The organism is Qipengyuania nanhaisediminis (assembly GCF_045862805.1).
In the GTDB taxonomy this organism is placed as follows: domain Bacteria; phylum Pseudomonadota; class Alphaproteobacteria; order Sphingomonadales; family Sphingomonadaceae; genus Erythrobacter; species Erythrobacter nanhaisediminis_A.
The window spans coordinates 272311-291561 of the sequence record NZ_AP025760.1 but is presented as its reverse complement, the minus strand read 5'-3'; the positions used below and the strand labels follow the sequence as shown (position 1 = coordinate 291561).

Below are 19251 nucleotides of genomic sequence, written 5' to 3'. Positions count from 1 at the left end.
GCTCCGGATGTGTCGCCTGCCGCCTTGCACGACCCCGCCCCGAGACCGCTGACCTTTGGCGGCGAACCGCTCAGCGCCGATCGCGCGGCGCGGATGCGCTGGACGGCCACCGGCTTGCTGGCGGTGATGGCGGCGCTGTTCTTCACCACTCACGGCCCGGCGGTCGCTCCCGGGGCGCACTGGGCCTGGGGCTATATCAACGCCTTTGCCGAGGCGGCGATGGTCGGCGGTCTGGCCGACTGGTTCGCGGTCACCGCGCTGTTCCGTCACCCGCTCGGCATCCCAATCCCGCACACCGCGATCATCCCGATGAACAAGGATCGGATCGCCGACACCATGGCGCAATTCCTGCGCGAGAATTTCCTCACCCCCGCCGTGGTCGCGCGCCGCATGGCGGGAATGAACGTCGCGCGCGCGGTGGGTGAATTCCTCGTCGACGCGCCCGATCGCGGCGAGGCGGACACCCGCTCGCGGATCACCAGTGGTGCGGCCGAACTGCTCGCCGAAGTGCTCGAATCGCTCGACCCCGACCGGCTCGGCAGCCAGGTGCGCGCGGGGCTGGCCGCGCAGATGGCGAAGATCGACGTCTCTCCGCTCGCGGGCCGGATGCTCGAAAGCGCGATGTCGGACCAGCGCCACTCGCCGCTAATCGACGGCTTTATCCGCTGGGCCGGCCTCACGCTCGAGGACAACGAGGAGACGGTGCGCGACATCATCCATGCGCGTGTCTCGGGCGTCTTGCGTTATGTCGGGCTCGACAAGACCATCAGCGCCAATGTTCTCGACGGGCTTTACAAGCTGCTCGCAGAGGTGCTGGTCGATCCCGATCACCCCATCCGCGAAAAGGTCGAGGAAGGTCTGCGCAAGCTTTCGCACGATCTCCAGCACGATCCGGAAACCCGCGAAAGGGTCGAGGAAATGAAGCGCGATCTGCTCGAAAACCCGGCAGTCGGCGAATGGTGGATGGGTGTGTGGGAGCGGATCCGACGCTCGCTCATTCGCCGCGCGCGCGATCCGGAAAGCGGGCTGGGCAGCGAGATGCGTTCAGGCCTCGCAGATCTCGGCGCGGCGCTCAGCCAGGATCACCGCTTGCAGGTCCAGATCAACCGTTTCGCGCGGCGGACCGCGGCCGGGATCGCCACGCGCTATGGCAGCGAGATCGTCACCCTCGTCTCCGAGACGGTGAAGCGCTGGGACGCGACCACGGTGACCGGGCGGATCGAGAGCGCGGTCGGGCGCGACCTGCAGTTCATCCGTATCAACGGCACGCTCGTCGGCGGACTGGTGGGCATGACGCTGCATTTCATCACCAGCTTCCTGTGATCGCCCGGACGGCGCGCGGCTAGGTAACACTGCCGAATCAAAGGCACTGCACGCTGGCCGTTCTTCCAGGTGCCATGACAGACCACAAATCCATTCCGCCCTCGCAGACCCTCTCGCTCGCCCGTGGAGGGCAGGCGATCATCAACGGAGCGCTCGTTACCGCCAGCGAACAATGCACGATCGAGGTGGGGTCGGGCGCCTTCGTGCTCGCGGGACGGGGCCTGTGGCGCGACCAGAACCCGCTGCGCCATCCGCGCGAGGAGCTCTATTTCTCGCTGCTCGACGCTGCCGCCGATGATGCGCGCTACGAGAGCGACCGTTTCCGTCTGTTCAGCCTGCTTTCGCAAGTGGTCGCGCAGGAGCGCACGCACTGGGCGCAGAAGGAATGCACCCTGATCGCCAATGCGATGATGTCGAGTGAACTCGATCTTGCGGTGCGCGGGGCCGCGCGGCTCGCCTCGGGCAGCCTTGAGCGGGACGGCGCAATGCCCGGATCGCTCCCCGGTCGTCTGCCGGTGCGCCGCAGCGGCGAGCCTTGCGAGCGCGAGCCCGACGGAACCGCGAGAGACCCGGCACGAGATCAGTTGATGCGGTAGGTCACGCGGGTTCGATAGGATCCCCATACAGTATTGCCATCGCGGTCAAGGGCCGGATGGAAACGTGCATGGCGCAGCATCGCGAGGCATGCGGCGTCGTTCAGGCCCGGCGCTCCGGTGAATTCCAGGATTTCACAGAACGAGGCGCGCCCTTGAGGGTTGACTTGAACCTGCACTCCAACCGTTCCCTGCGCCCTCTCGCTGAGCAGGTAGGCAGGATAGTTCATCTGGATCTGCCGGGCCCATTCCCTTTCGCCATTCGTCGCCGCTGCGCGTGCTTCGTCGCCTGTCCCGGAAGCAATATTGGCCCGCCTCCACGGCAGGGCTTCTGAACAATCGTCCAAGCGGGCGAAGACCGCCGCCATGCCTCCGGTTGCGAGAGAGACTTTCTGGACGAGCGCGCCGGAAAACTCGATCGCCTCTATCGCGTCATGCCTTTGCCGGATGACCTCGGGAGCAGCCATGGCGTGATCGCTCGCTGTAAGATCCACCGATTCCGCGGAGGATTGCCCGATGGCAGCCGTCTCGCGCTCCTTCTCGAAGGAAATCGCAGATACGCCAAACAGCGATAGCGCCGGGCGCCCTGTGCTTGACAGGACACTGACATAACCACGCGAAATGGTTTCGCCGGGAAGAAATCCGATCGAGACGCGTGCGCCATAGGGGTTGCGGAATGGATGACCGATCACCGTGAGGTTGAAAAAACGCCCGGTCCCCGCCTTTTCGATCCACAAAGTGACCGCGTCTTCACCTTCGCCGAAGGTGCGGATCATTCGGCATTTGTCTTCGAACACGCGCAGCTCCCAATCAGCGTTCGGCGCCAGATCGAGCGTGGCCGCAGACGCAGGAGCCGCGAGCATTGCGGAAATCGACACGCAAAGGGAAACTAGCAATTGGCGCATAAAAAACCTCCGCCGAGCAAGCTAGCGCGGCGGAGGCTTTTGTAAACGCGAGATTATCCTGCTCGCTAGAGCTTCTCGGTCAGCTCGGGCACCGCGTTGAAGAGATCGGCGACGAGGCCAATATCGGCGACCTGGAAAATCGGCGCGTCCTCGTCCTTGTTGATGGCGATGATGGTCTTGGAATCCTTCATCCCCGCAAGGTGCTGGATCGCGCCCGAAATGCCGATCGCGATATAGACTTCGGGAGCCACGATCTTGCCGGTCTGGCCGACCTGATAATCGTTGGGGACATAGCCTGCATCGACCGCCGCACGGCTCGCGCCGATCCCTGCGCCGAGCTTGTCGGCGAGCGGGTTGATGATCTTCTCGAAGGTCTCGGCGTCCTTCAAGGCACGGCCGCCCGAGACGATCACCTTGGCGCTGGTCAGTTCGGGACGTTCGCTTTCTGCGATCTCGGCACCGACGAAGCTCGAAAGGCCCGCATCGCCCGGTCCGCTCACCGCCTCGATCTCGGCCGAACCGCCTTCGGCATCGGCCTTGTCGAAAGCGGTGCCTCGCACGGTGATGACGAGCTTTTCATCCGCGCTTTCGACCGTGGCAATCGCATTGCCGGCATAGATCGGGCGGGTGAAGGTCTTGTCGCCCTCGACCGAGAGGATGTCGGAGATCTGCATCACGTCGAGCTGTGCGGCGACGCGCGGAGCGATGTTCTTGCCGGTGGTGGTGGCAGGCGCGACGAAGGCGTCGTGGTGCCCCATCAGGTCAGCCACCAGCGGCGCGACGTTTTCTGCCAGGGCGTGTTCGTAGGCGGGATCGTCGGCGACGTGGACCTTGCCCACGCCTGCGACCTTGGCGGCCTGTTGTGCAACCGCATCGCAGCCGCTGCCCGCGACCAGCAGGTGAACCTCGCCCAGCTTTCCGGCGGCGGTGACCGCGGCGAGCGTGGCATCCTTCATTTCGCTGTTGTCGTGTTCGACCCAGACGAGCGTTTTCATGTCACAATTCCTTTATCTGTCCGGGAAAGCTCAGGCGATTCCGAGCGCCTTGATCTTGGCGACCAGCGCATCAACGTCCTCGACCTTTTCGCCGGCCTGGCGAACCGGCGGCTCGGAGACATTAGTGGTGGTCAGGCGCGGCGCGGTGTCGACGCCGAAATCGGCCGGGCTCTTGGTGTCGAGCGGCTTCTTCTTCGCCTTCATGATGTTGGGTAGCGAGGCATAGCGCGGCTCGTTGAGGCGCAGGTCGGTGGTGACGATCGCGGGGAGCGCCAGCTTGACCGTTTCGAGGCCGCCATCGATCTCGCGCTTGACGGTGACGTGGTCGCCTTCGACCTCGACCGTGTTGGCGAAGGTGCCCTGCGGACGGCCCATGAGAGCGGCGAGCATCTGGCCGGTCTGGTTCGAATCGTCGCTGATCGACTGCTTGCCGAGCATCACGATGCCGGGCTGTTCCTCGTCGGCGATGGCCTTGAGGATCTTGGCGACGGCGAGCGGTTCGACCTCGTCATCGGTCTCGACCAGGATCGCGCGGTCCGCGCCCATGGCGAGCGCGGTGCGCAGCGTTTCCTGTGCCTTGGCCGGGCCGATCGAGACGGCGACGATTTCGTCGGCCTTGCCCGCTTCCTTGATCCGGATCGCTTCCTCGACCGCGATCTCGTCGAACGGGTTCATGCTCATCTTGACATTGGCGAGGTCGACGCCCGAGCCGTCGGCCTTGACCCGCGGCTTGACGTTGTAATCGATCACCCGTTTGACGGGCACGAGGATCTTCATGAAAGCTTCCTTCCTGTCGCAATATTCGCCGCCAGCCCTAGCTATCGTTTACGTTAACGTCAAGCAACCACCGGGCGGGTGCGGATCGTGAATGTGCGCGCAGCCTTGCCAAGATCACAGGCCGAGGTCCATCATCTTTCGAGACGAGGAGACCGGTCATGAGCAAACCTGCAATTCTGGCGCTGGCGGCGCTGTGTCTGACCGCGAGCGGCGCGGCGGCGCAGGACGCGCCCCCACCCGAAACGCGTGTCGGAGCGGAAGGTTTCGAATCGCCTCCCGCCACGCTCGCCGATGTCGGCTGGCTGGTGGGCCAGTGGCGCGGAAGCGGGATCGGCGGCGCGCCGGCAATGGAAAGCTGGCTCCCGCCGACCGGTCCGACCATGGTCGGCACCTTCGTCCAGGAAGATGGCGAAGGCGGCATCCGGTTCAGCGAGCACATGTACCTGATGGAAGAGGGCGGCAGTCTCGTCCTGAGACTCAAGCATTTCAACGCCGACCTCACCGGGTGGGAGGAAAAGGACGACATGCTCGCCTTCCGCCTGCTGGCGGTAGAGCCGTGCGCCGCCTTCTTCCACGCGCTGACCCTGCGCTGCGCCGATGCCGACAGGCCGGGCGAGGGCCTGGTGGCAGCGGTACGAATGAGCTCGGGCAACGAGCTGCTGTTCCACTTCGACCGGATGTAGCCAGCCAACAGGCCACATGGGTCACGGTAGTCAAAGCGCGAGCGCGCGCCCGCAGCGGGCGCAGCCATGCTGCGCGTCGAGCGAGGAGGTCCGCCCCGATGGGCGGACCCAATCCGTTACGCCGCCTGTTTGACCTCGGCGACGATCTTGCGCGCGGCATCGCCCAGATCGTCGGCGGGAACGATCGGCAGGCCCGAATTGGCGAGGATTTCCTTGCCCTTCTCGACATTGGTGCCTTCGAGGCGGACCACCAGCGGAACGTCGAGCTCGACTTCCTTGGCCGCGACCACGATGCCCTCGGCAATGGTGTCGCAGCGCATGATCCCGCCGAAGATGTTGACGAGGATCCCTTCGACCGCCGGGTCCTTGAGGATGATCTTGAACGCCGCGGTCACCTTTTCGGTGGTCGCGCCGCCGCCGACATCGAGGAAGTTGGCAGGAAACGCGCCGTTGAGCTTGATGATGTCCATCGTCGCCATGGCAAGGCCGGCGCCATTGACCATGCAGCCGATATTGCCGTCGAGCTTGATGTAGGCGAGATCGTATTCGCTCGCCTCGACCTCGGCCGGGTCTTCCTCGGTCTCGTCGCGCATTTCCTCGATATCCGGGTGGCGGAACAGCGCATTGCCGTCGAAGCCCATCTTGGCATCGAGCACCAGCAGCTTTCCGTCATCGGTCTCGACCAGCGGGTTGATCTCGAGCATTTCCGAATCGGTCGCCATGAAGGCGTTGTAGAGCTGGCGCGCGAGTTTCTGCGCCTGTTTGTTGAGATCTCCCGACAGGCCAAGGCCAAAGGCGACCGCGCGGCCGTGATGCGGCATGAACCCCTGAGCGGGGTCGATCGTGATGGTGTGGATCTTCTCTGGCGTGTCATGGGCAACCGCCTCGATGTCCATGCCGCCTTCGGTCGAGACGACCATGGCGACCTGTCCGCTGGCCCGGTCGACCAGCAGCGAGAAATAATATTCCTTGGCGATGTCGACACCGTCGGTGACGTAGAGCCGGTTGACCTGCTTGCCTTCGTCGCCGGTCTGGATCGTCACCAGCGTGTTGCCGAGCATTTCGCGGGCATTTTCCTCGACCTCTTCGACCGACTTGGCGAGCCGGACGCCGCCCTTGGCGTCTTCGCCCAGTTCCTTGAACTTGCCCTTGCCGCGTCCGCCGGCGTGGATCTGCGCCTTGACGACATAGAGCGGCCCGGGGAGCTTCCTGGCGGCCTCGACCGCTTCCTCGACGCTCAGCGCGGCATGGCCGTCGGGAACCGCGATACCGTGTTCTTTGAGCAGTTCCTTGGCCTGGTATTCATGGACGTTCATCGGACGGGTTTTCCCTTTGGCTTGGTCGGGGGACGGGGTTTGAGCGCGCCTAAGCACGGATCGCCGCACTTGAAAAGTGTCGAAACTCGCTTCAGGGGCGTTGGGCCGCAGGATTGCCAGACAATGATTGACCAGGATCGCTTTCAACAGATCGTCCGCGAGGCCGGACGGATCGCCCATTCGCTGTGGCCGGGAACGGGCCACCGGCTCGACAGCTGGGAAAAATCGCCCGGCAATCCGGTGTGCGAGGCCGATATCGCGGTCGATGCCTTCCTGCGCCGCGAACTGGGCCTGCTCCTGCCGTCTGCCGCCTGGCTTTCCGAGGAAACCGCCGACGACAAAGCGCGCACGAGGAGCGACCTCATCTGGCTGGTCGACCCGATCGACGGCACCCGCGATTTCGTGCGCGGACGCACGGGCTGGGCGGTTTCGGTCGCGTTGATCAGCATGGGCAAGCCGCTGATCGGAATGCTTTCGGCGCCCGCGCGGGACGAGGAGTGGTTCAGCGTCGCAGGCCAGGGTGCAACGCTCAACGCCCGTGCGCTCGAAGCGAGCAGGCGCACCCGGTTCGCAGGGGCGCGGGTCCCGACCGACAAGCTCGCCGAACCGGACTCCGATCTTTCGCTGGTCGAGAAACCCAATTCGATCGCGCTGCGCATCGCCATGGTTGCCGATGACCGCGCCGATCTCGTGGCGACTTTGCGCTGGGGCTTCGAGTGGGACATCGCCGCGGCCACCTTGATCGCGCGCGAGGCCGGGGCGGAAGTGTCCGACGCCTTCGGCCGACCGCTCGCCTACAACAAGCACGATCCGCGCGATTTCGGTGTGCTGGTTTGCTCGCCCGCGATCCACGCGGACGCGGTCGAGCGATTGTCGCAGCGCGCACACGCCTTGTGGAAGGATAAGTAGCGCCGAGGACAGATAGCGCGGGCGCAAGCGAAAAGGGCGGCCCCCGCCAAGGGGACCGCCCGTTTCTAAAGTGACGCTGGCAATTCGCGCTTACTGGGCGCGCGCCGCGTTCACGTCGTCCTGGCTGACCGGGATGATCTTGATTTCGACCCGGCGGTTGAGCGGTTCGGCCACGCCATCGGCGGTCTTCACCCGCAGGTGATCGTAGCTTTCGCCATAACCGCGCGTCTCGATCCGGCTGCGCGCCACGCCGCGCGCGACGAGGTAGTCGGCAACCGCGCTGGCTCGCTGTTCGGACAGGCGCTGGTTGAGGGCATCCGAACCGGTGGTGTCGGTGAAGCCGTAAACGTCGATCAGGCTGTTGGGATAGTTGATCAGGCTGTTCGCGACCGAGTTGAGCGAATCATAGAAGCCCGGATTGATTTCCGCCGAGCCGCTGGCGAAAGTCACGCCGTCGGGCAGGCGCACGAGGATCGCGTCCTGGTCGCCCACTTCCTCGACATCGACACCGGTGCCTTCGAGCTCTTCGTCGAGCTCGCGGATCTGATCGTCGAACTGCTTGCCGATCACGGCGCCGGCCGAACCGCCGATACCTGCACCGATGATGCGCGCTGTGTCGCCGCCGATTGCGCCGCCCAACAGGTAGCCGAGCGTGCCGCCGAGCCCTGCACCGATCGCGGTGCGCGAGATTTTCTGTTCGCCGGTATTGGGGTCGGTCACGCAGGCGCTGGTGCCGAGCAATGCGATCGACGCCGTTGCCGAAAGAAGAATGCGCGATGTTTTCATTTTGTTGTCCTCCATAGGAACCTTGAATTTGCGCGTGCACGCCCGGTCGGGCAGCGCACGGTCCACCATAGTTGCAATGAGGCGTATCGGCTTTTGTTCCGCTCGCCGTGCGAACAACCCTTCACAACGCATGGCTGGCAAGCGCGCGCATTTGTGCTAGCGCGAATGGCGTGACACCCTTTCCCTGGACCGACCTGTTCATCATCGCCGGGCTGATCGTGCTCAACGGCGTGTTCGCCATGTCCGAGCTCGCGATCGTTTCGGCCAAGACCAGCACGCTCGAGGCGCGCGGCGAAGCTGGTTCGGCTGCGGCGCACACGGCGCTGCGGCTGGCTGCCGAGCCCGGCAAGTTCCTGTCGACGGTGCAGATCGGGATCACGCTCATCGCGATCATCACCGGCGCCTATTCGGGGGCGAGCCTCGAGGGACCGGTGGGCGAGCGGCTGGCCTTGCTGGGCGTTCCGGCGGAGATCGCGGGCGAGGTCGCTTTCGTCACGGTCATCGCGGTGACCACCTATCTCAGCGTCGTCGTGGGCGAGCTGGTGCCCAAGCAGGTCGCGCTGCGCGCCGCGGCGCCGATCGCTCTGGTCATGGCGCGCCCGATGGCTCTGCTCGCGCGGATCGCCGCACCGCTGGTCTGGCTGCTCGACAAGTCGTCGGCGGGGCTGATCGCCTTGCTGGGCATCAGCGCGAAGGGGCAGCATTCGCTTACCGCGCAGGAATTGCAGATGATCTTCGCCGAGGCGACCCGCACCGGGGTGATCGAGGCCGAGCAGCGCCAGATCCTTACCGGGGTGGTGCGGCTGGCAGAGCGCCCGGTGCGCGAGATGATGACCCCGCGCACCGAGGTCGACTGGATCGAGGCCGATGCCGACCCGCAGGCGATCCGCGACACGATCGAACGCAGCCCGCACTCGATGCTCCCGGTCGCCGAGGGATCGCCCGACGCGATCCTCGGAGTGGTCAAGGTGCGCGAGGTCCTAGCCGCGCTGGTCGCGGGCGAGCCGGTCTCGATCCGCGCGATGATGCGCAAGGCCGAGGTGGTGCCCGACCAGCTCGACGCGATGGACGCGCTCAGGGTCCTGCAATCGGCTGACACCGCCATGGCGGTGGTGCATGATGAATATGGCCATTTCGAAGGCATCGTCACGCCGGTCGACCTGCTGACCGCGATCGCCGGCAATTTCGCCAGCGACCAGGACCAGGGCGACACACCGCTGATCATCGAGTGTTCCGACGGGTCGCTGCTGGTATCGGGCGCGCTGTCGGCCGACGGACTGGCTGATCGCCTCGGCCTCGAATTCGCCGATGACCGCGAGTTTGGCACCGCGGCGGGTTATGTCCTGTCAGTGATGAAGAAGCTGCCGATGAAGGGCGAGAGATTCACCGACCAGGGGTGGGAATTCGTCATCGCCGACATGGACAATCGCAGGATCGACAAGATCCTGGTGAGCCGGGTCGAAGACGAAGCGGTGGAAGTTATCTGAAGGCGCGGACCTGAGTCGGCCGTGTCTTCGCTAGACGCGCGGCAAGCCGCGCCCGCTGCGGGCAGTCGCTTTCTGACTGCCGTGACCAATTATAAAGTGTGAGCCAAGACGATCCGCTCTCAGCGGACCGCGAACGCATGCGCGCCCGCAGGTGCCCGAGGCGTTGCGGAGGATTAGCACCGCGGCGTTCGCCCGGATGGGCGAACAGGGTCAGGAAGGGATCAGCGTCTGCGCGTTCTGGCCGTCGCCTTCGGGGGCGGCGATGATGTCGCGGGTCACGCGGCCCTTGGCGACGGTGTTGGTGCCGGTATCGCCGACGGTCGAGCGGATGCCCGGATCGGCGCTTCCGGCGCGGTCGAGCGCGCTGGTCTCGATCGCGCTGCGCGGAGCGGGGCCGCCGAAGAGCGCTTCGAGCGCCTGTTCGGACGCGGTGCCTTCGGCCGGACGCGGGGCGCCGGGTGCGGGCGGGGTGAGCGAGAAATCGGGCGGAACCACCAGCGGCGCCTGGCGCTGCACCGCGAACTCGTCAGGCCGCTCGCGATTGAAGATCCCGCTGCCGCCGCAAGCGGCGAGCATGGCGCTGCCCGATACGAGCAGGATGGCGGTCTTGAGGTTACGCATTGTTATTCTCCGCAGGGACGGTGCCGGCGGCAGCGCCGTCCGTGTCTGTGTCCTCGTCCTTTTCGCTGAAGAACAGCGAGCGCACAAGGATGATGACGACGCCGATGGTGATAGCCGCATCGGCGATGTTGAAAACGAGGAAGGGGCGAAAGGTGCCGATGTGGAAATCGGCATAATCGATCACGTAGCCCAGCGTGTAGCGGTCGACGATATTGCCGAGCGCCCCGCCGAGAATCATCGCAAGGCCGAGGATGTCGGCGAGCTTGCGCTCGCGCATCAGCCACACGAAGACCACCAGCGCGATCAGCGCGGTGAGAGCGACCAGAAGCCAGCGCATTTCCATGTTGTGCGCCTGGAGAAGACCGAGCGAGATGCCGCGATTCTCGACATAGGCGAGATCGAAGAAGGGCAGCAATTCGACCTGGCCAACGCTGCGCAGGTTGAGCGTTTCGATCACGTGGGCCTTCACCCACTGATCGATCGCGAACAGGAACGCGGCAAAGGCGAGGCCGATCAACCGGGCGCGGGTGAACAGCGCGCTCATGCCGCGCCTGCCTTGGTTACAACGTCCTCGCAGCGCCCGCACAGCGCGCCATCTTCGGGCACGTCGGGAAGCAGGCGCCAGCAGCGGCCGCATTTTGCATCGGTGGACTTGGTGACGATCACTTCGTCTCCATCGCCGCGGGTGACTTGCCCGGTGATGAACAATTCGGCGAGCGCCTCGTCGGAGACGCCTTCGGGCACCGCGCTCGCGGGAACGGTGACCACCGCCTCGTTGCTCGAACGGATGACCTTGTCACGGCGCAGCGGCTCGATCGCCTCGGTCACGCGCTCGCGCAAGGACCGCAGCTTGGCCCATTTCTCGCGGTCGGCAGGCACTTTTGGCACGCTCGGCCATTCGAGCAGGTGGACGCTGCCGCCCTGTTCGTCGTCCTCGGGATAGCGGCTTTTCCAGACTTCTTCCGCCGTGAACACCAGCACCGGGGCGGCATAGCGCACCAATGCGTGGAACAGGAGGTCGAGCACGGTGCGATAGGCGTTGCGCGTGGTCGATGTCGGCCCCTCGCAATAGAGCACGTCCTTGCGGATATCGAAGAAGAAGGCCGAAAGGTCCTCGTTGCAGAAATCGACCAGCAGCCGGGTATAGGCGTTGAAGTCGTAGTCCTCGACCGCTTGGCGCAGCCTGGTGTCGAGATCGCCGAGCAGGGCGAGGACGTAGAGCTCGAGCTCGGGAATTTCGCCCGCATCGCTCATGTCGCCGACAAACCCGTCGAGCGCGCCGAGCAGGTAGCGGAAGGTGTTGCGCAGGCGGCGATATTGATCGCCCACGCCCTTGAGGATTTCATCGCCGATCCGGTGGTCTTCGGTGAAATCGACGCTGAGCGCCCAGAGGCGGATGATATCGGCGCCGGTCTGTTCCATCATCTTGACCGGGTCGATCGTGTTGCCGAGCGATTTCGACATCTTCTTGCCCTTGGCATCCATGGTGAAGCCGTGGGTGAGCACCTGGTCATAGGGCGCGCGGCCGCGCGTTGCGCAGCTTTGGAGGAGCGAGGACTGGAACCAGCCGCGATGCTGGTCTGAGCCTTCGAGATAAAGGTCGGCGGGCCATTGGAGGTCGGGCCAGCGCCCGGATTCGAGCACGAATGCGTGGGTGCAGCCCGAATCGAACCAGACATCGAGAATGTCGGTGACCATCTCGAATTCGTCCGGGTCATGATCGGGGCCGAGGAATTCGGCCTTGCGCGATTCGTCCCAGGCATCGACGCCCTCGGCCGTGATCGCTTTAACGATGCGGGCATTGACCGCCGGGTCTTGCAGGTAGGAGCCGTCGGGGCGCACGAACAGCGTAATCGGCACGCCCCAGGCGCGCTGGCGCGACAGCACCCAGTCGGGCCGGCCTTCGACCATCGCGCCGATGCGGCGTTCGCCCTTGGGCGGGACGAAGCGCACGCGGTCGATCTCGCTCATGGCGCGGCTGCGGAGCGTTCCGCCACCATCGAGATCCTTGTCCATCGGCACGAACCATTGCGGGGTGCAGCGATAGATCACCTTGGCCTTCGAGCGCCAGGAATGCGGGTAGGAGTGCGCGTAATCGGCGCTTGCCGAGAGCAGCGCGCCCGCTTCGCGCAGATCGTTGCAGATCGGCCCGTCGGGCGCGTTGAAGGGCTTGTTGATAACCGAGCGGCGGCGCTCGTCCGAGCCGCCGAGCCATTCCCAGTCGTCGCGATAGCGCCCGTCATCCATCACCGCGAAGACGGGATTGATGCCGTTGGCCTTGCACAGGTCGAAATCGTCCTCGCCGTGATCGGGCGACATGTGGACGAGGCCGGTGCCGCTCTCGGTGGTGACGAAATCGCCTTCGAGGAAAGGGCGCGGGGTCGCGTAGAACCCGCCAAGATGGTGCATCGGGTGGCGGGCTTTGGTTCCGGCTAGGTCGGAGCCTTTGATCGATGCACCGATCTTGATCGGATCATCCAAAGCTCCCACACCATCACCAATTGGGTCACCATTCGGATTCAAGGCAGGCTTGAGTGTCGTAAGTTCAACTCGCTTTGCCCAAGCATGCCTTAGGTCTTCCGCCACCAAATAGCGTTTGCCTGTCTCTTCGTGCTCAAGCAGCGCATACTCAACATCTGCGCCATAGGCCAAAGCCTGATTCACCGGGATCGTCCAGGGCGTCGTCGTCCAGATCACCGCATGCGCGCCGACCAGTTCCGGAATCGGGCTCTCGATGATCTCGAAAGCAACATCGATCTGGGGCGAATCCGTCAGGTCCTCATATTCGACCTCGGCCTCGGCCAGAGCGGTCTTTTCGACCGGCGACCACATGATCGGTTTCGAACCGCGATAGAGGTTTCCCGCCTCGGCAAACTTCATCAGCTCGGCAACGATCGTGCCTTCGGCCTGCGGGTCCATGGTGAGATAGGGATTGTCCCAGTCGCCCATGATGCCGAGGCGCTTCAGCTGTTCGCGCTGGGTATCGACCCATTTCTGCGCATAGGCGCGGCACTCGGCGCGGAATTCCTTCGCCGGAACCTCGTCCTTGTTCTTCTTCTTCTTGCGGTACTGTTCCTCGACCTTCCATTCGATCGGAAGGCCGTGGCAGTCCCAGCCCGGCACGTAGGGCGCGTCCTTGCCCAGCAAGTTCTGCGTGCGGCAGACCATGTCTTTCAGGATATGGTTCAGCGCATGGCCGATATGCATGTCGCCATTGGCGTAAGGCGGGCCATCGTGGAGGATGAATTTCGGACGGCCCGCGCGCGCATCGCGCAGTTTTTGATAAAGGCCCATTTCGCGCCAGCGCGCTTCGATGCCCGGTTCCTTCTGCGGAAGGCCGGCTTTCATGGGAAAATCGGTCTTGGGCAGGAAGACCGTGTCTTTGTAGTCGCGCTTCGGGTCAGACATAAGCCGGGTCCGTTAAAGCATGATGCGCGGACGGGGAACCCTTATTGCGCGGCGCGCCGCCTTTCGAGCGCGGCCTGGGCCGCCTCGATCTCGGCGGCGTTGCGGTTGTCGTAGCGCGAGACCAGCGCGGGCAGGGTAACGAAGGCATCGTCGGTCCAGACATAGCCGTTGAAGCTGTCGGGAATTTCGGTGAGCTGCTCGGGCAGGGTGATCCCGGCGACCTCTCCCGGCGCAGCCTCGCCCGGGCCTTCGATCACGATCCGCGCGCCGACGCTTTCGAGCCGCGCAATCAGCCGGTTGGGCCAGCCCCACAGAAACGCCTGCTCGTCGAGCGCGACCAGCATGGTACCGTTCTCGCAGCTTTCGGGCACGATGCCGGTCCAGCCGGTGAGCACGTAATCATCGGTGCACTGGCGCGCCTCTTGCGGCGAAAACGCCCAGGCTCCCGGCTCGCGTTCGCGCAGCGATGCGATGGCTGCGGGCGGTCCGTAAAAGGCGTCGCCCGAGCTTGCAGGCTTGCGCCCGGCCGCAACGAGCGCTGCCAGCACGGCGTCGAGGAATGCAGGGTCATCGGCCGCAAGGTGAACCATCAGCTTGCCATGGCTCGGAAGCGCATCGGCGACGGCGGTGAGCGTTTCGATGCGGTGGCCCTTGTCGCGAAAGGGGTGCGCGTCCTCGCCCACGCGATAGCCATGGCCGGCATCGAGCGCCTGCAACCCTGCCAGAGTCCTGTCGCCGAGCGCGCCGCTGCCATCGGTCAGGCAGGCGAGGTCATCGCTGCCAAACAGCACGACAGCGCCATCCGTTGTCTGCCGCGCATCGACTTCGACCAGCCACGCGCCCATCCGGTCTGCGCGCAGCACGCTTTCTCGCGTGTTGGGAAGGTGGCGGCTGGCCGGCTCGTAAATCCGGGCTCGCCCGCATTCGGCTGCTGGATCGACCGCTTCGGGTCCGATCGCGCCATTGGCGACCTGCTTGGGCGCGCCCTTGGGATCAGGGGCGAGCCAGCTGGCATTGGTGACCGACAAGGCGAGCAGAAGCACGGCGAACACCGCGCCGGCCCAGAGTGCGTATCTCTTCATGAAAGCAGCCGTCTTGCCTCTTTGCAGTCGCGCTCCATCTGCTCGGTGAGTTCCTCGAGGCTGTCGAACTTCGCCTCGCCGCGCAGGAAATGATGAAACGCGACCTCGATTTCCTGGCCGTAGAGATCGCCGGAAAATTCGAAGAAATGGGGTTCGAGCAATTCCTTGGGCGGCGCAAATTGCGGGCGGATGCCGATATTGGCCGCGCCTTTCAATTCCACGCCCGTGGCCAGCACCTTGCCGGTCACCGCGTAGACACCGTAGCGCGGGCGCAGATAGTTCTCGATCGCGACATTGGCGGTTGGGTAGCCGAGCTTGCGCCCGTTCTTGTCGCCATGTTCGACGATCCCGCGGATCGCGAAGGGGCGGGTGAGCAATTCGGCTGCGAGCTGCGGGTCGCCCGCGCGCAAGGCCTCGCGCACCCGGCTCGACGAAATCACGCCGTTTTCGCTTACCGCTGCAACCACGCGCGATTGCAGACCGTGACGTCCGCCAAGCTCGCGCAGCAGATCGACATCGCCTTTCGCGCCCTTGCCAAAGGTGAAGTCGGCGCCTGTCACCACCCCGTGCGCACCGAGCCGGTCGCACAGGATTTGCTTGACGAAGTCCTCGGCGCTGGTCCCGGCGAGCGCGGCGTCGAAATGGAACACCAGCATCGCGGTCGCGCCGGCGGCGATGTAAAGCTCCTGCCGCTGTTCGAGCGTGGTCAGGCGGAACGGGGGCACGTCGGGCTTGAAGAAGCGCACCGGATGGGGATCGAAAGTGGCGATGATCGAGGGGCGGCCCTCTTCATGCGCCCAGCGGATCGCCTCGCCCGCCACCGCCTGGTGGCCGCGGTGAAACCCGTCGAAATTGCCGAGCGCGATCACCGCGCCGCGAAGCGCGTCGGAGACCGGTTCGCGGTGGTCGAGCCAGCGCATCAGTCCGCTTCGCTCTCGTCGCGGCGGCGATAGGTGACAAATGCGAAGGACGGGCGGCCATCCTCGGCGGGAAAGCTCTCGCGCGCGGTTTCCTTCCATTCGGGTCCGAGAGGCTTCATGAAGGTGTCGCCGTGGAAATCCTCGTGGATCTCGGTGAGCTCGATCCGGCAGGCGAGCGGGCGGAAGACATCGTAGATCGCCGAGCCGCCGACCACCATGATCTCGCCTTCCGGATAGCCTTCGCAGGCCTTGGCGAGAGCCTCGTCGCGCGATCCGACCACTTCGGCGCCCTCGCTGTCCCAGCGGGTGCGCCGGGTGAGGACGATGTGGCGGCGCCCGGGAAGCAGGCCGGGCAGGCTCTCGAAGGTCTTGCGTCCCATGATCATCGGCTTGCCCATGGTCAGCGCCTTGAACCGCTTGAGATCGGCGGGCAGGTGCCAGGGCAACTGACCTTCGAAGCCGATCGCACCATTGGCGGCGCGGGCATAGACAAGAACGATATCGCGGGTCTGCATGCTGGTCACGCCGGTTCGTTCGACACCCGCGTCACGTGGCCCATCTTGCGTCCCTCGCGCGCCTCGCGCTTGCCGTAGAGGTGCAGGTGCGGCTCGCCTTCCTCGGCGAGGATGGCGTGAGCGGCGAGCGCGTCTTCTCCGACGATATTGTGCATGTCGATCCGGGCGAAACGCGTCTCGGTCCCGCCCAGCGGCAGGCCGGCAACCGCACGTATGTGGTTCTCGAACTGGCTGGTGGAAGCCCCCTCGATCGTCCAGTGGCCCGAATTGTGCACCCGGGGGGCCATTTCGTTGAAGACCGGGCCCTCGTTTGTGGCGAAGAATTCGAGCGTGAGCACCCCGACATAGCCGAGCGCATCGGCGGTGGCCCTGGCAATGGCGCGCGCGGCTTCGACCTGCTCGCTCACGCCCTCTCCCGCGGGAAGGCACGAATGGACGAGCATTCCGCCCTCGTGCCGGTTGGAGGAGGATTCCCAGAACTGCACATCGCCGTCCGCGCCGCGCGCGAGGATCACAGAGAACTCGGTGTCGAAGTCGACGAGGCCCTCGTAGATGCAGGGCCGTCCGGGAAAGCGCACGCCGTCCAGCTCGCGCTCGGAGGCGATGCGCCACTGGCCCTTGCCGTCATAGCCGTCGCGCGCGGTCTTGAGGATGCCGGGCGTGCCGATCCGTTCGACCGCGCGGGCGAATTCCTCGTCGCTCTCGACCCGGGCATAGGGAGCGCAGCGCGCGCCCAGTTCCTCGACGAAGCGTTTTTCGTTGAGGCGGTCCTGAGCGACTTCGAGAGCCTTGGGATGCGGGGCGAGCCGTTCGGGCGGGATCGCCTCGAGCGCGCTCACCGGAACGTTCTCGAACTCCCAGGTCACCGCGTCGCATTGCGAGGCGAAGGCAGCAAGAGCGGCATTGTCGCTCCAGCCGTTCTCGAAGAAATCGGCGGACATATCGGCAGCGACATTGTCGCCCGCCGGCGCGTAGCCGATGCAGCGATAGCCCAGCTGCGCCGCCGCCATGGCGAGCATCCGGCCGAGCTGGCCACCGCCAAGGATGCCGATGGTCGAACCGGGGGGAAGGGGGCGTTGCTGGCTCATCGTTTTCCGATAGGAAATTTTTCGACGAACGCTGCGACGCTGCCGTACTGATCCGCGACGCGAGTTTGTACCTTGCGCATCATGTCGGAGCCTCGCTCTGGCCAGTCGTGTGCCTCAAACATCTCGGTGTAGCCTCCAAAATGCTCAGTAGCGATTTGAGAGATAGCCTTTGCGTCGCCGCCTGGCGCAAATCCTGCGGCTTGGTCGTCGACCGGCACCTCGCCAACGGCATTGCTGCGCGCCGCGCGCCAGTCCTGCAGGCGCTGCGAGAGGTCTTCGTCCTGGAGCGCAAGGATCGCGGCGGCCATCAGCCCCGCATTGGTCGCGCCCGCTTCGCCGATCGCGAGCGTGCCGACCGGAACCCCGGCGGGCATCTGGGCGATCGAGAGCAGGCTGTCCATGCCCGACAAGGCCTTGGACTGCACCGGCACGCCGAGAACCGGGAGATGGGTCATCGCCGCGATCATGCCGGGCAGGTGCGCCGCGCCGCCCGCGCCTGCGATTATGACGTCGAACCCTTCGCCCTCGGCGCCCTTGGCAAAGGCGCTCATCCGGTCGGGCGTGCGGTGTGCCGAGACGATCCGCGCCTCGTGTTCGACCTCGAGTTCCTCGAGCACTTCGGCCGCGCATCGCATGGTCGGCCAGTCCGACTGGCTGCCCATCACGATAGCGACCTTGCCCCCACCATCCTTGGCCATGATGTCTCTCAGCTGTCCTTCAGGTAATAGCGTGCACCGGGCACCATGTTCGCGTCGAAATCGTAGACGATCGGCTGGCCGGTGGGAATTTCAAGCCCGGTGATATCCTCGTCCGAAATGCCAGACAGGTGCTTGACCAGCGCGCGCAGCGAATTGCCGTGCGCGGAAATGATCACCGTCTCGCCGCTGGCAAGGACCGGCAGGATATCGCTCTGCCAATAGGGAAGCACGCGCTCGATCGTGAGCTTGAGGCTCTCGCTATAGGGCACGTCGATCCCGTCATAGCGCGGGTCCGCGCCGGGATCGTATTCGCTCCCCGGCTCCATTTCGGGCGGCGGCACATCGAAGCTGCGGCGCCAGATGTGAACCTGCTCGTCGCCGTGCCTGTCGCGGGTTTCCTGCTTGTCGAGCCCGGTAAGCCCGCCATAATGGCGCTCGTTCAGCCGCCAGTCCTTGGTCACCGGAAGCCACAGCCGGCCCATTTCCTCGAGCGCGAGGTTCAAGGTCTTGATCGCTCGGGTCTGGAACGAGGTGAAGCAGCGCGTGGGAAGCACGCTCTTGTCCTTCATCAGCTGGCCCGCGGCCCTCGCTTCGGCCACGCCCTTTTCGGTGAGATCGACATCCCACCAGCCGGTAAAACGGTTTTCGAGATTCCACTGGCTCTGGCCGTGGCGGACAAGAATGAGCTTGGGCACGTTTGCGGTCACGCTCCTTACGGGTTCGGGAGCACCACGCGTTAGCTTTCGCTGCCGGGCTTGGGAAGCTCTTTGTCGGGTGATTCGGCCTGGAATTGTCGGCTCTGCGCCTTGCGGCGGCGCAGGTTCTCGCGCAGTTTCGCTGCCAGCCGCTCCTCGCGCGACATTTTGTTGCCCTTGTCTTCGCTCATGCGAAATCCTTTGCCGCGATCGGCCCGCTTCATCAAGCATGGCTTGACTTTCGCTCGCCGCGCATGAATAGGCGCGCCTCCTTACGGACGCTGCTGTAGCTCAGTGGTAGAGCGCACCCTTGGTAAGGGTGAGGCCGAGAGTTCAATTCTCTCCAGCAGCACCACCTCTCATTCCATCGCCGACGCCCCGAGGCGCGGCCCGCATTCCGCGGGGCTTGCGCGACCCTGCCATTCCTGCGCAAGAAACGGCGCCAGGGAA

The 19251-nt window shown here is 64.9% G+C and carries 19 protein-coding genes, 1 tRNA gene and 1 pseudogene; 6 read left to right on the top strand and 15 right to left on the bottom strand.

The annotated features are described in order from the left end of the window. The first annotated feature begins 93 nt into the window (after nucleotides 1–93). Nucleotides 94–1323 carry a DUF445 domain-containing protein gene (locus ACKTSM_RS01440; RefSeq protein WP_407876387.1) on the top strand — a complete coding sequence of 410 codons (1230 nt, stop codon included), beginning with the start codon at nucleotides 94–96 and terminating at the stop codon, nucleotides 1321–1323. A 74-nt stretch (nucleotides 1324–1397) separates the two neighbouring features. Next, the gene (locus tag ACKTSM_RS01435; protein ID WP_407875370.1) at nucleotides 1398–1919 is read left to right on the top strand and encodes a hypothetical protein; all 522 of its coding nucleotides are present in this window, start codon (nucleotides 1398–1400) and stop codon (nucleotides 1917–1919) included. On the opposite strand, the gene ACKTSM_RS01430 is transcribed toward ACKTSM_RS01435, so the two are convergent. The 3 genes from ACKTSM_RS01430 to ACKTSM_RS01420 form a co-directional block, all read right to left on the bottom strand. Next, a complete protein-coding gene (locus tag ACKTSM_RS01430; RefSeq protein ID WP_407875369.1) occupies nucleotides 1904–2821 on the bottom strand; it encodes an energy transducer TonB in 918 nt (305 codons plus the stop codon). The genes ACKTSM_RS01435 and ACKTSM_RS01430 overlap by 16 nt on opposite strands. A gap of 65 nt (nucleotides 2822–2886) precedes the next feature. Beyond that, complete coding sequence (locus tag ACKTSM_RS01425; protein ID WP_407875368.1) at nucleotides 2887–3816, bottom strand: electron transfer flavoprotein subunit alpha/FixB family protein; 930 nt, start codon at nucleotides 3814–3816, stop codon at nucleotides 2887–2889. A gap of 30 nt (nucleotides 3817–3846) precedes the next feature. Beyond that, nucleotides 3847–4593, bottom strand: a complete 747-nt coding sequence (locus ACKTSM_RS01420) for an electron transfer flavoprotein subunit beta/FixA family protein (protein ID WP_407875367.1) — start codon at nucleotides 4591–4593, stop codon at nucleotides 3847–3849. Nucleotides 4594–4751: 158 nt separating this feature from the next. Between ACKTSM_RS01420 and ACKTSM_RS01415 the strand changes: the two genes are divergently transcribed. Continuing rightward, nucleotides 4752–5276, top strand: coding sequence for a DUF6265 family protein (locus ACKTSM_RS01415; RefSeq protein WP_407875366.1), 525 nt, complete (start codon nucleotides 4752–4754; stop codon nucleotides 5274–5276). Nucleotides 5277–5392: 116 nt separating this feature from the next. Here ACKTSM_RS01415 and sucC read toward each other — a convergent pair whose 3' ends face one another. Next, nucleotides 5393–6592 (bottom strand): ADP-forming succinate--CoA ligase subunit beta, encoded by a 1200-nt coding sequence (gene sucC / locus ACKTSM_RS01410; RefSeq protein ID WP_407875365.1) that lies wholly within the window; start codon nucleotides 6590–6592, stop codon nucleotides 5393–5395. A 123-nt stretch (nucleotides 6593–6715) separates the two neighbouring features. Between sucC and ACKTSM_RS01405 the strand changes: the two genes are divergently transcribed. Beyond that, on the top strand, nucleotides 6716–7501 hold the full coding sequence (locus ACKTSM_RS01405; protein ID WP_407875364.1) for a 3'(2'),5'-bisphosphate nucleotidase CysQ: 786 nt from the start codon (nucleotides 6716–6718) through the stop codon (nucleotides 7499–7501). A 90-nt stretch (nucleotides 7502–7591) separates the two neighbouring features. Here ACKTSM_RS01405 and ACKTSM_RS01400 read toward each other — a convergent pair whose 3' ends face one another. Beyond that, nucleotides 7592–8287 (bottom strand): OmpA family protein, encoded by a 696-nt coding sequence (locus tag ACKTSM_RS01400; protein ID WP_407875363.1) that lies wholly within the window; start codon nucleotides 8285–8287, stop codon nucleotides 7592–7594. 170 nt (nucleotides 8288–8457) lie between these two features. On the opposite strand from ACKTSM_RS01400, the gene ACKTSM_RS01395 reads away from it, so the two are divergent. Beyond that, nucleotides 8458–9774 carry a hemolysin family protein gene (locus ACKTSM_RS01395; RefSeq protein WP_407875362.1) on the top strand — a complete coding sequence of 439 codons (1317 nt, stop codon included), beginning with the start codon at nucleotides 8458–8460 and terminating at the stop codon, nucleotides 9772–9774. Nucleotides 9775–9984: 210 nt separating this feature from the next. Here the strand turns inward: ACKTSM_RS01395 and ACKTSM_RS01390 are convergent, their stop codons facing one another. The 10 genes and pseudogenes from ACKTSM_RS01390 to ACKTSM_RS01345 form a co-directional block, all read right to left on the bottom strand. Next, entirely contained in the window at nucleotides 9985–10395 is a 411-nt protein-coding gene (locus tag ACKTSM_RS01390) for a DUF3035 domain-containing protein (RefSeq protein WP_407875361.1), read from the bottom strand. Then, on the bottom strand, nucleotides 10388–10939 hold the full coding sequence (gene lspA, locus ACKTSM_RS01385; protein WP_407875360.1) for a signal peptidase II: 552 nt from the start codon (nucleotides 10937–10939) through the stop codon (nucleotides 10388–10390). Before lspA ends, ACKTSM_RS01390 begins: the two co-directional genes overlap by 8 nt. Then, nucleotides 10936–13803, bottom strand: a complete 2868-nt coding sequence (ileS, locus tag ACKTSM_RS01380; protein WP_407875359.1) for an isoleucine--tRNA ligase — start codon at nucleotides 13801–13803, stop codon at nucleotides 10936–10938. The genes lspA and ileS overlap by 4 nt, the downstream gene beginning before the upstream one ends. 41 nt (nucleotides 13804–13844) lie before the next feature. Further along, nucleotides 13845–14885 (bottom strand): glycerophosphodiester phosphodiesterase family protein, encoded by a 1041-nt coding sequence (locus ACKTSM_RS01375; protein ID WP_407875358.1) that lies wholly within the window; start codon nucleotides 14883–14885, stop codon nucleotides 13845–13847. Next, on the bottom strand, nucleotides 14882–15805 hold the full coding sequence (locus tag ACKTSM_RS01370) for a bifunctional riboflavin kinase/FAD synthetase (RefSeq protein WP_407875357.1): 924 nt from the start codon (nucleotides 15803–15805) through the stop codon (nucleotides 14882–14884). Before ACKTSM_RS01370 ends, ACKTSM_RS01375 begins: the two co-directional genes overlap by 4 nt. Beyond that, nucleotides 15805–16320, bottom strand: a complete 516-nt coding sequence (locus ACKTSM_RS01365) for a dihydrofolate reductase (protein ID WP_407876386.1) — start codon at nucleotides 16318–16320, stop codon at nucleotides 15805–15807. The genes ACKTSM_RS01370 and ACKTSM_RS01365 overlap by 1 nt, the downstream gene beginning before the upstream one ends. A gap of 5 nt (nucleotides 16321–16325) precedes the next feature. Then, nucleotides 16326–17408, bottom strand: coding sequence for a 5-(carboxyamino)imidazole ribonucleotide synthase (locus tag ACKTSM_RS01360; RefSeq protein ID WP_407875356.1), 1083 nt, complete (start codon nucleotides 17406–17408; stop codon nucleotides 16326–16328). Between the two features lie 212 nt (nucleotides 17409–17620). Continuing rightward, nucleotides 17621–18106: pseudogene (gene purE, locus ACKTSM_RS01355) on the bottom strand (5-(carboxyamino)imidazole ribonucleotide mutase); the annotation flags it as partial. An 8-nt stretch (nucleotides 18107–18114) separates the two neighbouring features. Beyond that, nucleotides 18115–18801, bottom strand: coding sequence for a 2,3-diphosphoglycerate-dependent phosphoglycerate mutase (gene gpmA / locus ACKTSM_RS01350; protein WP_407875355.1), 687 nt, complete (start codon nucleotides 18799–18801; stop codon nucleotides 18115–18117). Nucleotides 18802–18842: 41 nt separating this feature from the next. Next, complete coding sequence (locus ACKTSM_RS01345) at nucleotides 18843–18992, bottom strand: hypothetical protein (RefSeq protein ID WP_407875354.1); 150 nt, start codon at nucleotides 18990–18992, stop codon at nucleotides 18843–18845. Between the two features lie 89 nt (nucleotides 18993–19081). Between ACKTSM_RS01345 and ACKTSM_RS01340 the strand changes: the two genes are divergently transcribed. Next, a tRNA-Thr gene (locus ACKTSM_RS01340) sits at nucleotides 19082–19156 on the top strand. Nucleotides 19157–19251: the final 95 nt, after the last annotated feature.

Coding starts and splice junctions, on each gene's coding strand:
- ACKTSM_RS01425 (WP_407875368.1), bottom strand. CDS start 3,816: ATGAAAACGCTCGTCTGGGTCGAACACGACAACAGCGAAATGAAGGAT.
- ACKTSM_RS01370 (WP_407875357.1), bottom strand. CDS start 15,805: ATGCGCTGGCTCGACCACCGCGAACCGGTCTCCGACGCGCTTCGCGGC.
- ACKTSM_RS01400 (WP_407875363.1), bottom strand. CDS start 8,287: ATGAAAACATCGCGCATTCTTCTTTCGGCAACGGCGTCGATCGCATTG.
- ACKTSM_RS01360 (WP_407875356.1), bottom strand. CDS start 17,408: ATGAGCCAGCAACGCCCCCTTCCCCCCGGTTCGACCATCGGCATCCTT.
- ACKTSM_RS01375 (WP_407875358.1), bottom strand. CDS start 14,885: ATGAAGAGATACGCACTCTGGGCCGGCGCGGTGTTCGCCGTGCTTCTG.
- ACKTSM_RS01405 (WP_407875364.1), top strand. CDS start 6,716: ATGATTGACCAGGATCGCTTTCAACAGATCGTCCGCGAGGCCGGACGG.
- ACKTSM_RS01390 (WP_407875361.1), bottom strand. CDS start 10,395: ATGCGTAACCTCAAGACCGCCATCCTGCTCGTATCGGGCAGCGCCATG.
- sucC (WP_407875365.1), bottom strand. CDS start 6,592: ATGAACGTCCATGAATACCAGGCCAAGGAACTGCTCAAAGAACACGGT.
- ileS (WP_407875359.1), bottom strand. CDS start 13,803: ATGTCTGACCCGAAGCGCGACTACAAAGACACGGTCTTCCTGCCCAAG.
- ACKTSM_RS01415 (WP_407875366.1), top strand. CDS start 4,752: ATGAGCAAACCTGCAATTCTGGCGCTGGCGGCGCTGTGTCTGACCGCG.
- ACKTSM_RS01440 (WP_407876387.1), top strand. CDS start 94: ATGCGCTGGACGGCCACCGGCTTGCTGGCGGTGATGGCGGCGCTGTTC.
- ACKTSM_RS01435 (WP_407875370.1), top strand. CDS start 1,398: ATGACAGACCACAAATCCATTCCGCCCTCGCAGACCCTCTCGCTCGCC.
- ACKTSM_RS01430 (WP_407875369.1), bottom strand. CDS start 2,821: ATGCGCCAATTGCTAGTTTCCCTTTGCGTGTCGATTTCCGCAATGCTC.
- ACKTSM_RS01365 (WP_407876386.1), bottom strand. CDS start 16,320: ATGCAGACCCGCGATATCGTTCTTGTCTATGCCCGCGCCGCCAATGGT.
- ACKTSM_RS01420 (WP_407875367.1), bottom strand. CDS start 4,593: ATGAAGATCCTCGTGCCCGTCAAACGGGTGATCGATTACAACGTCAAG.
- ACKTSM_RS01345 (WP_407875354.1), bottom strand. CDS start 18,992: ATGAGCGAAGACAAGGGCAACAAAATGTCGCGCGAGGAGCGGCTGGCA.
- lspA (WP_407875360.1), bottom strand. CDS start 10,939: ATGAGCGCGCTGTTCACCCGCGCCCGGTTGATCGGCCTCGCCTTTGCC.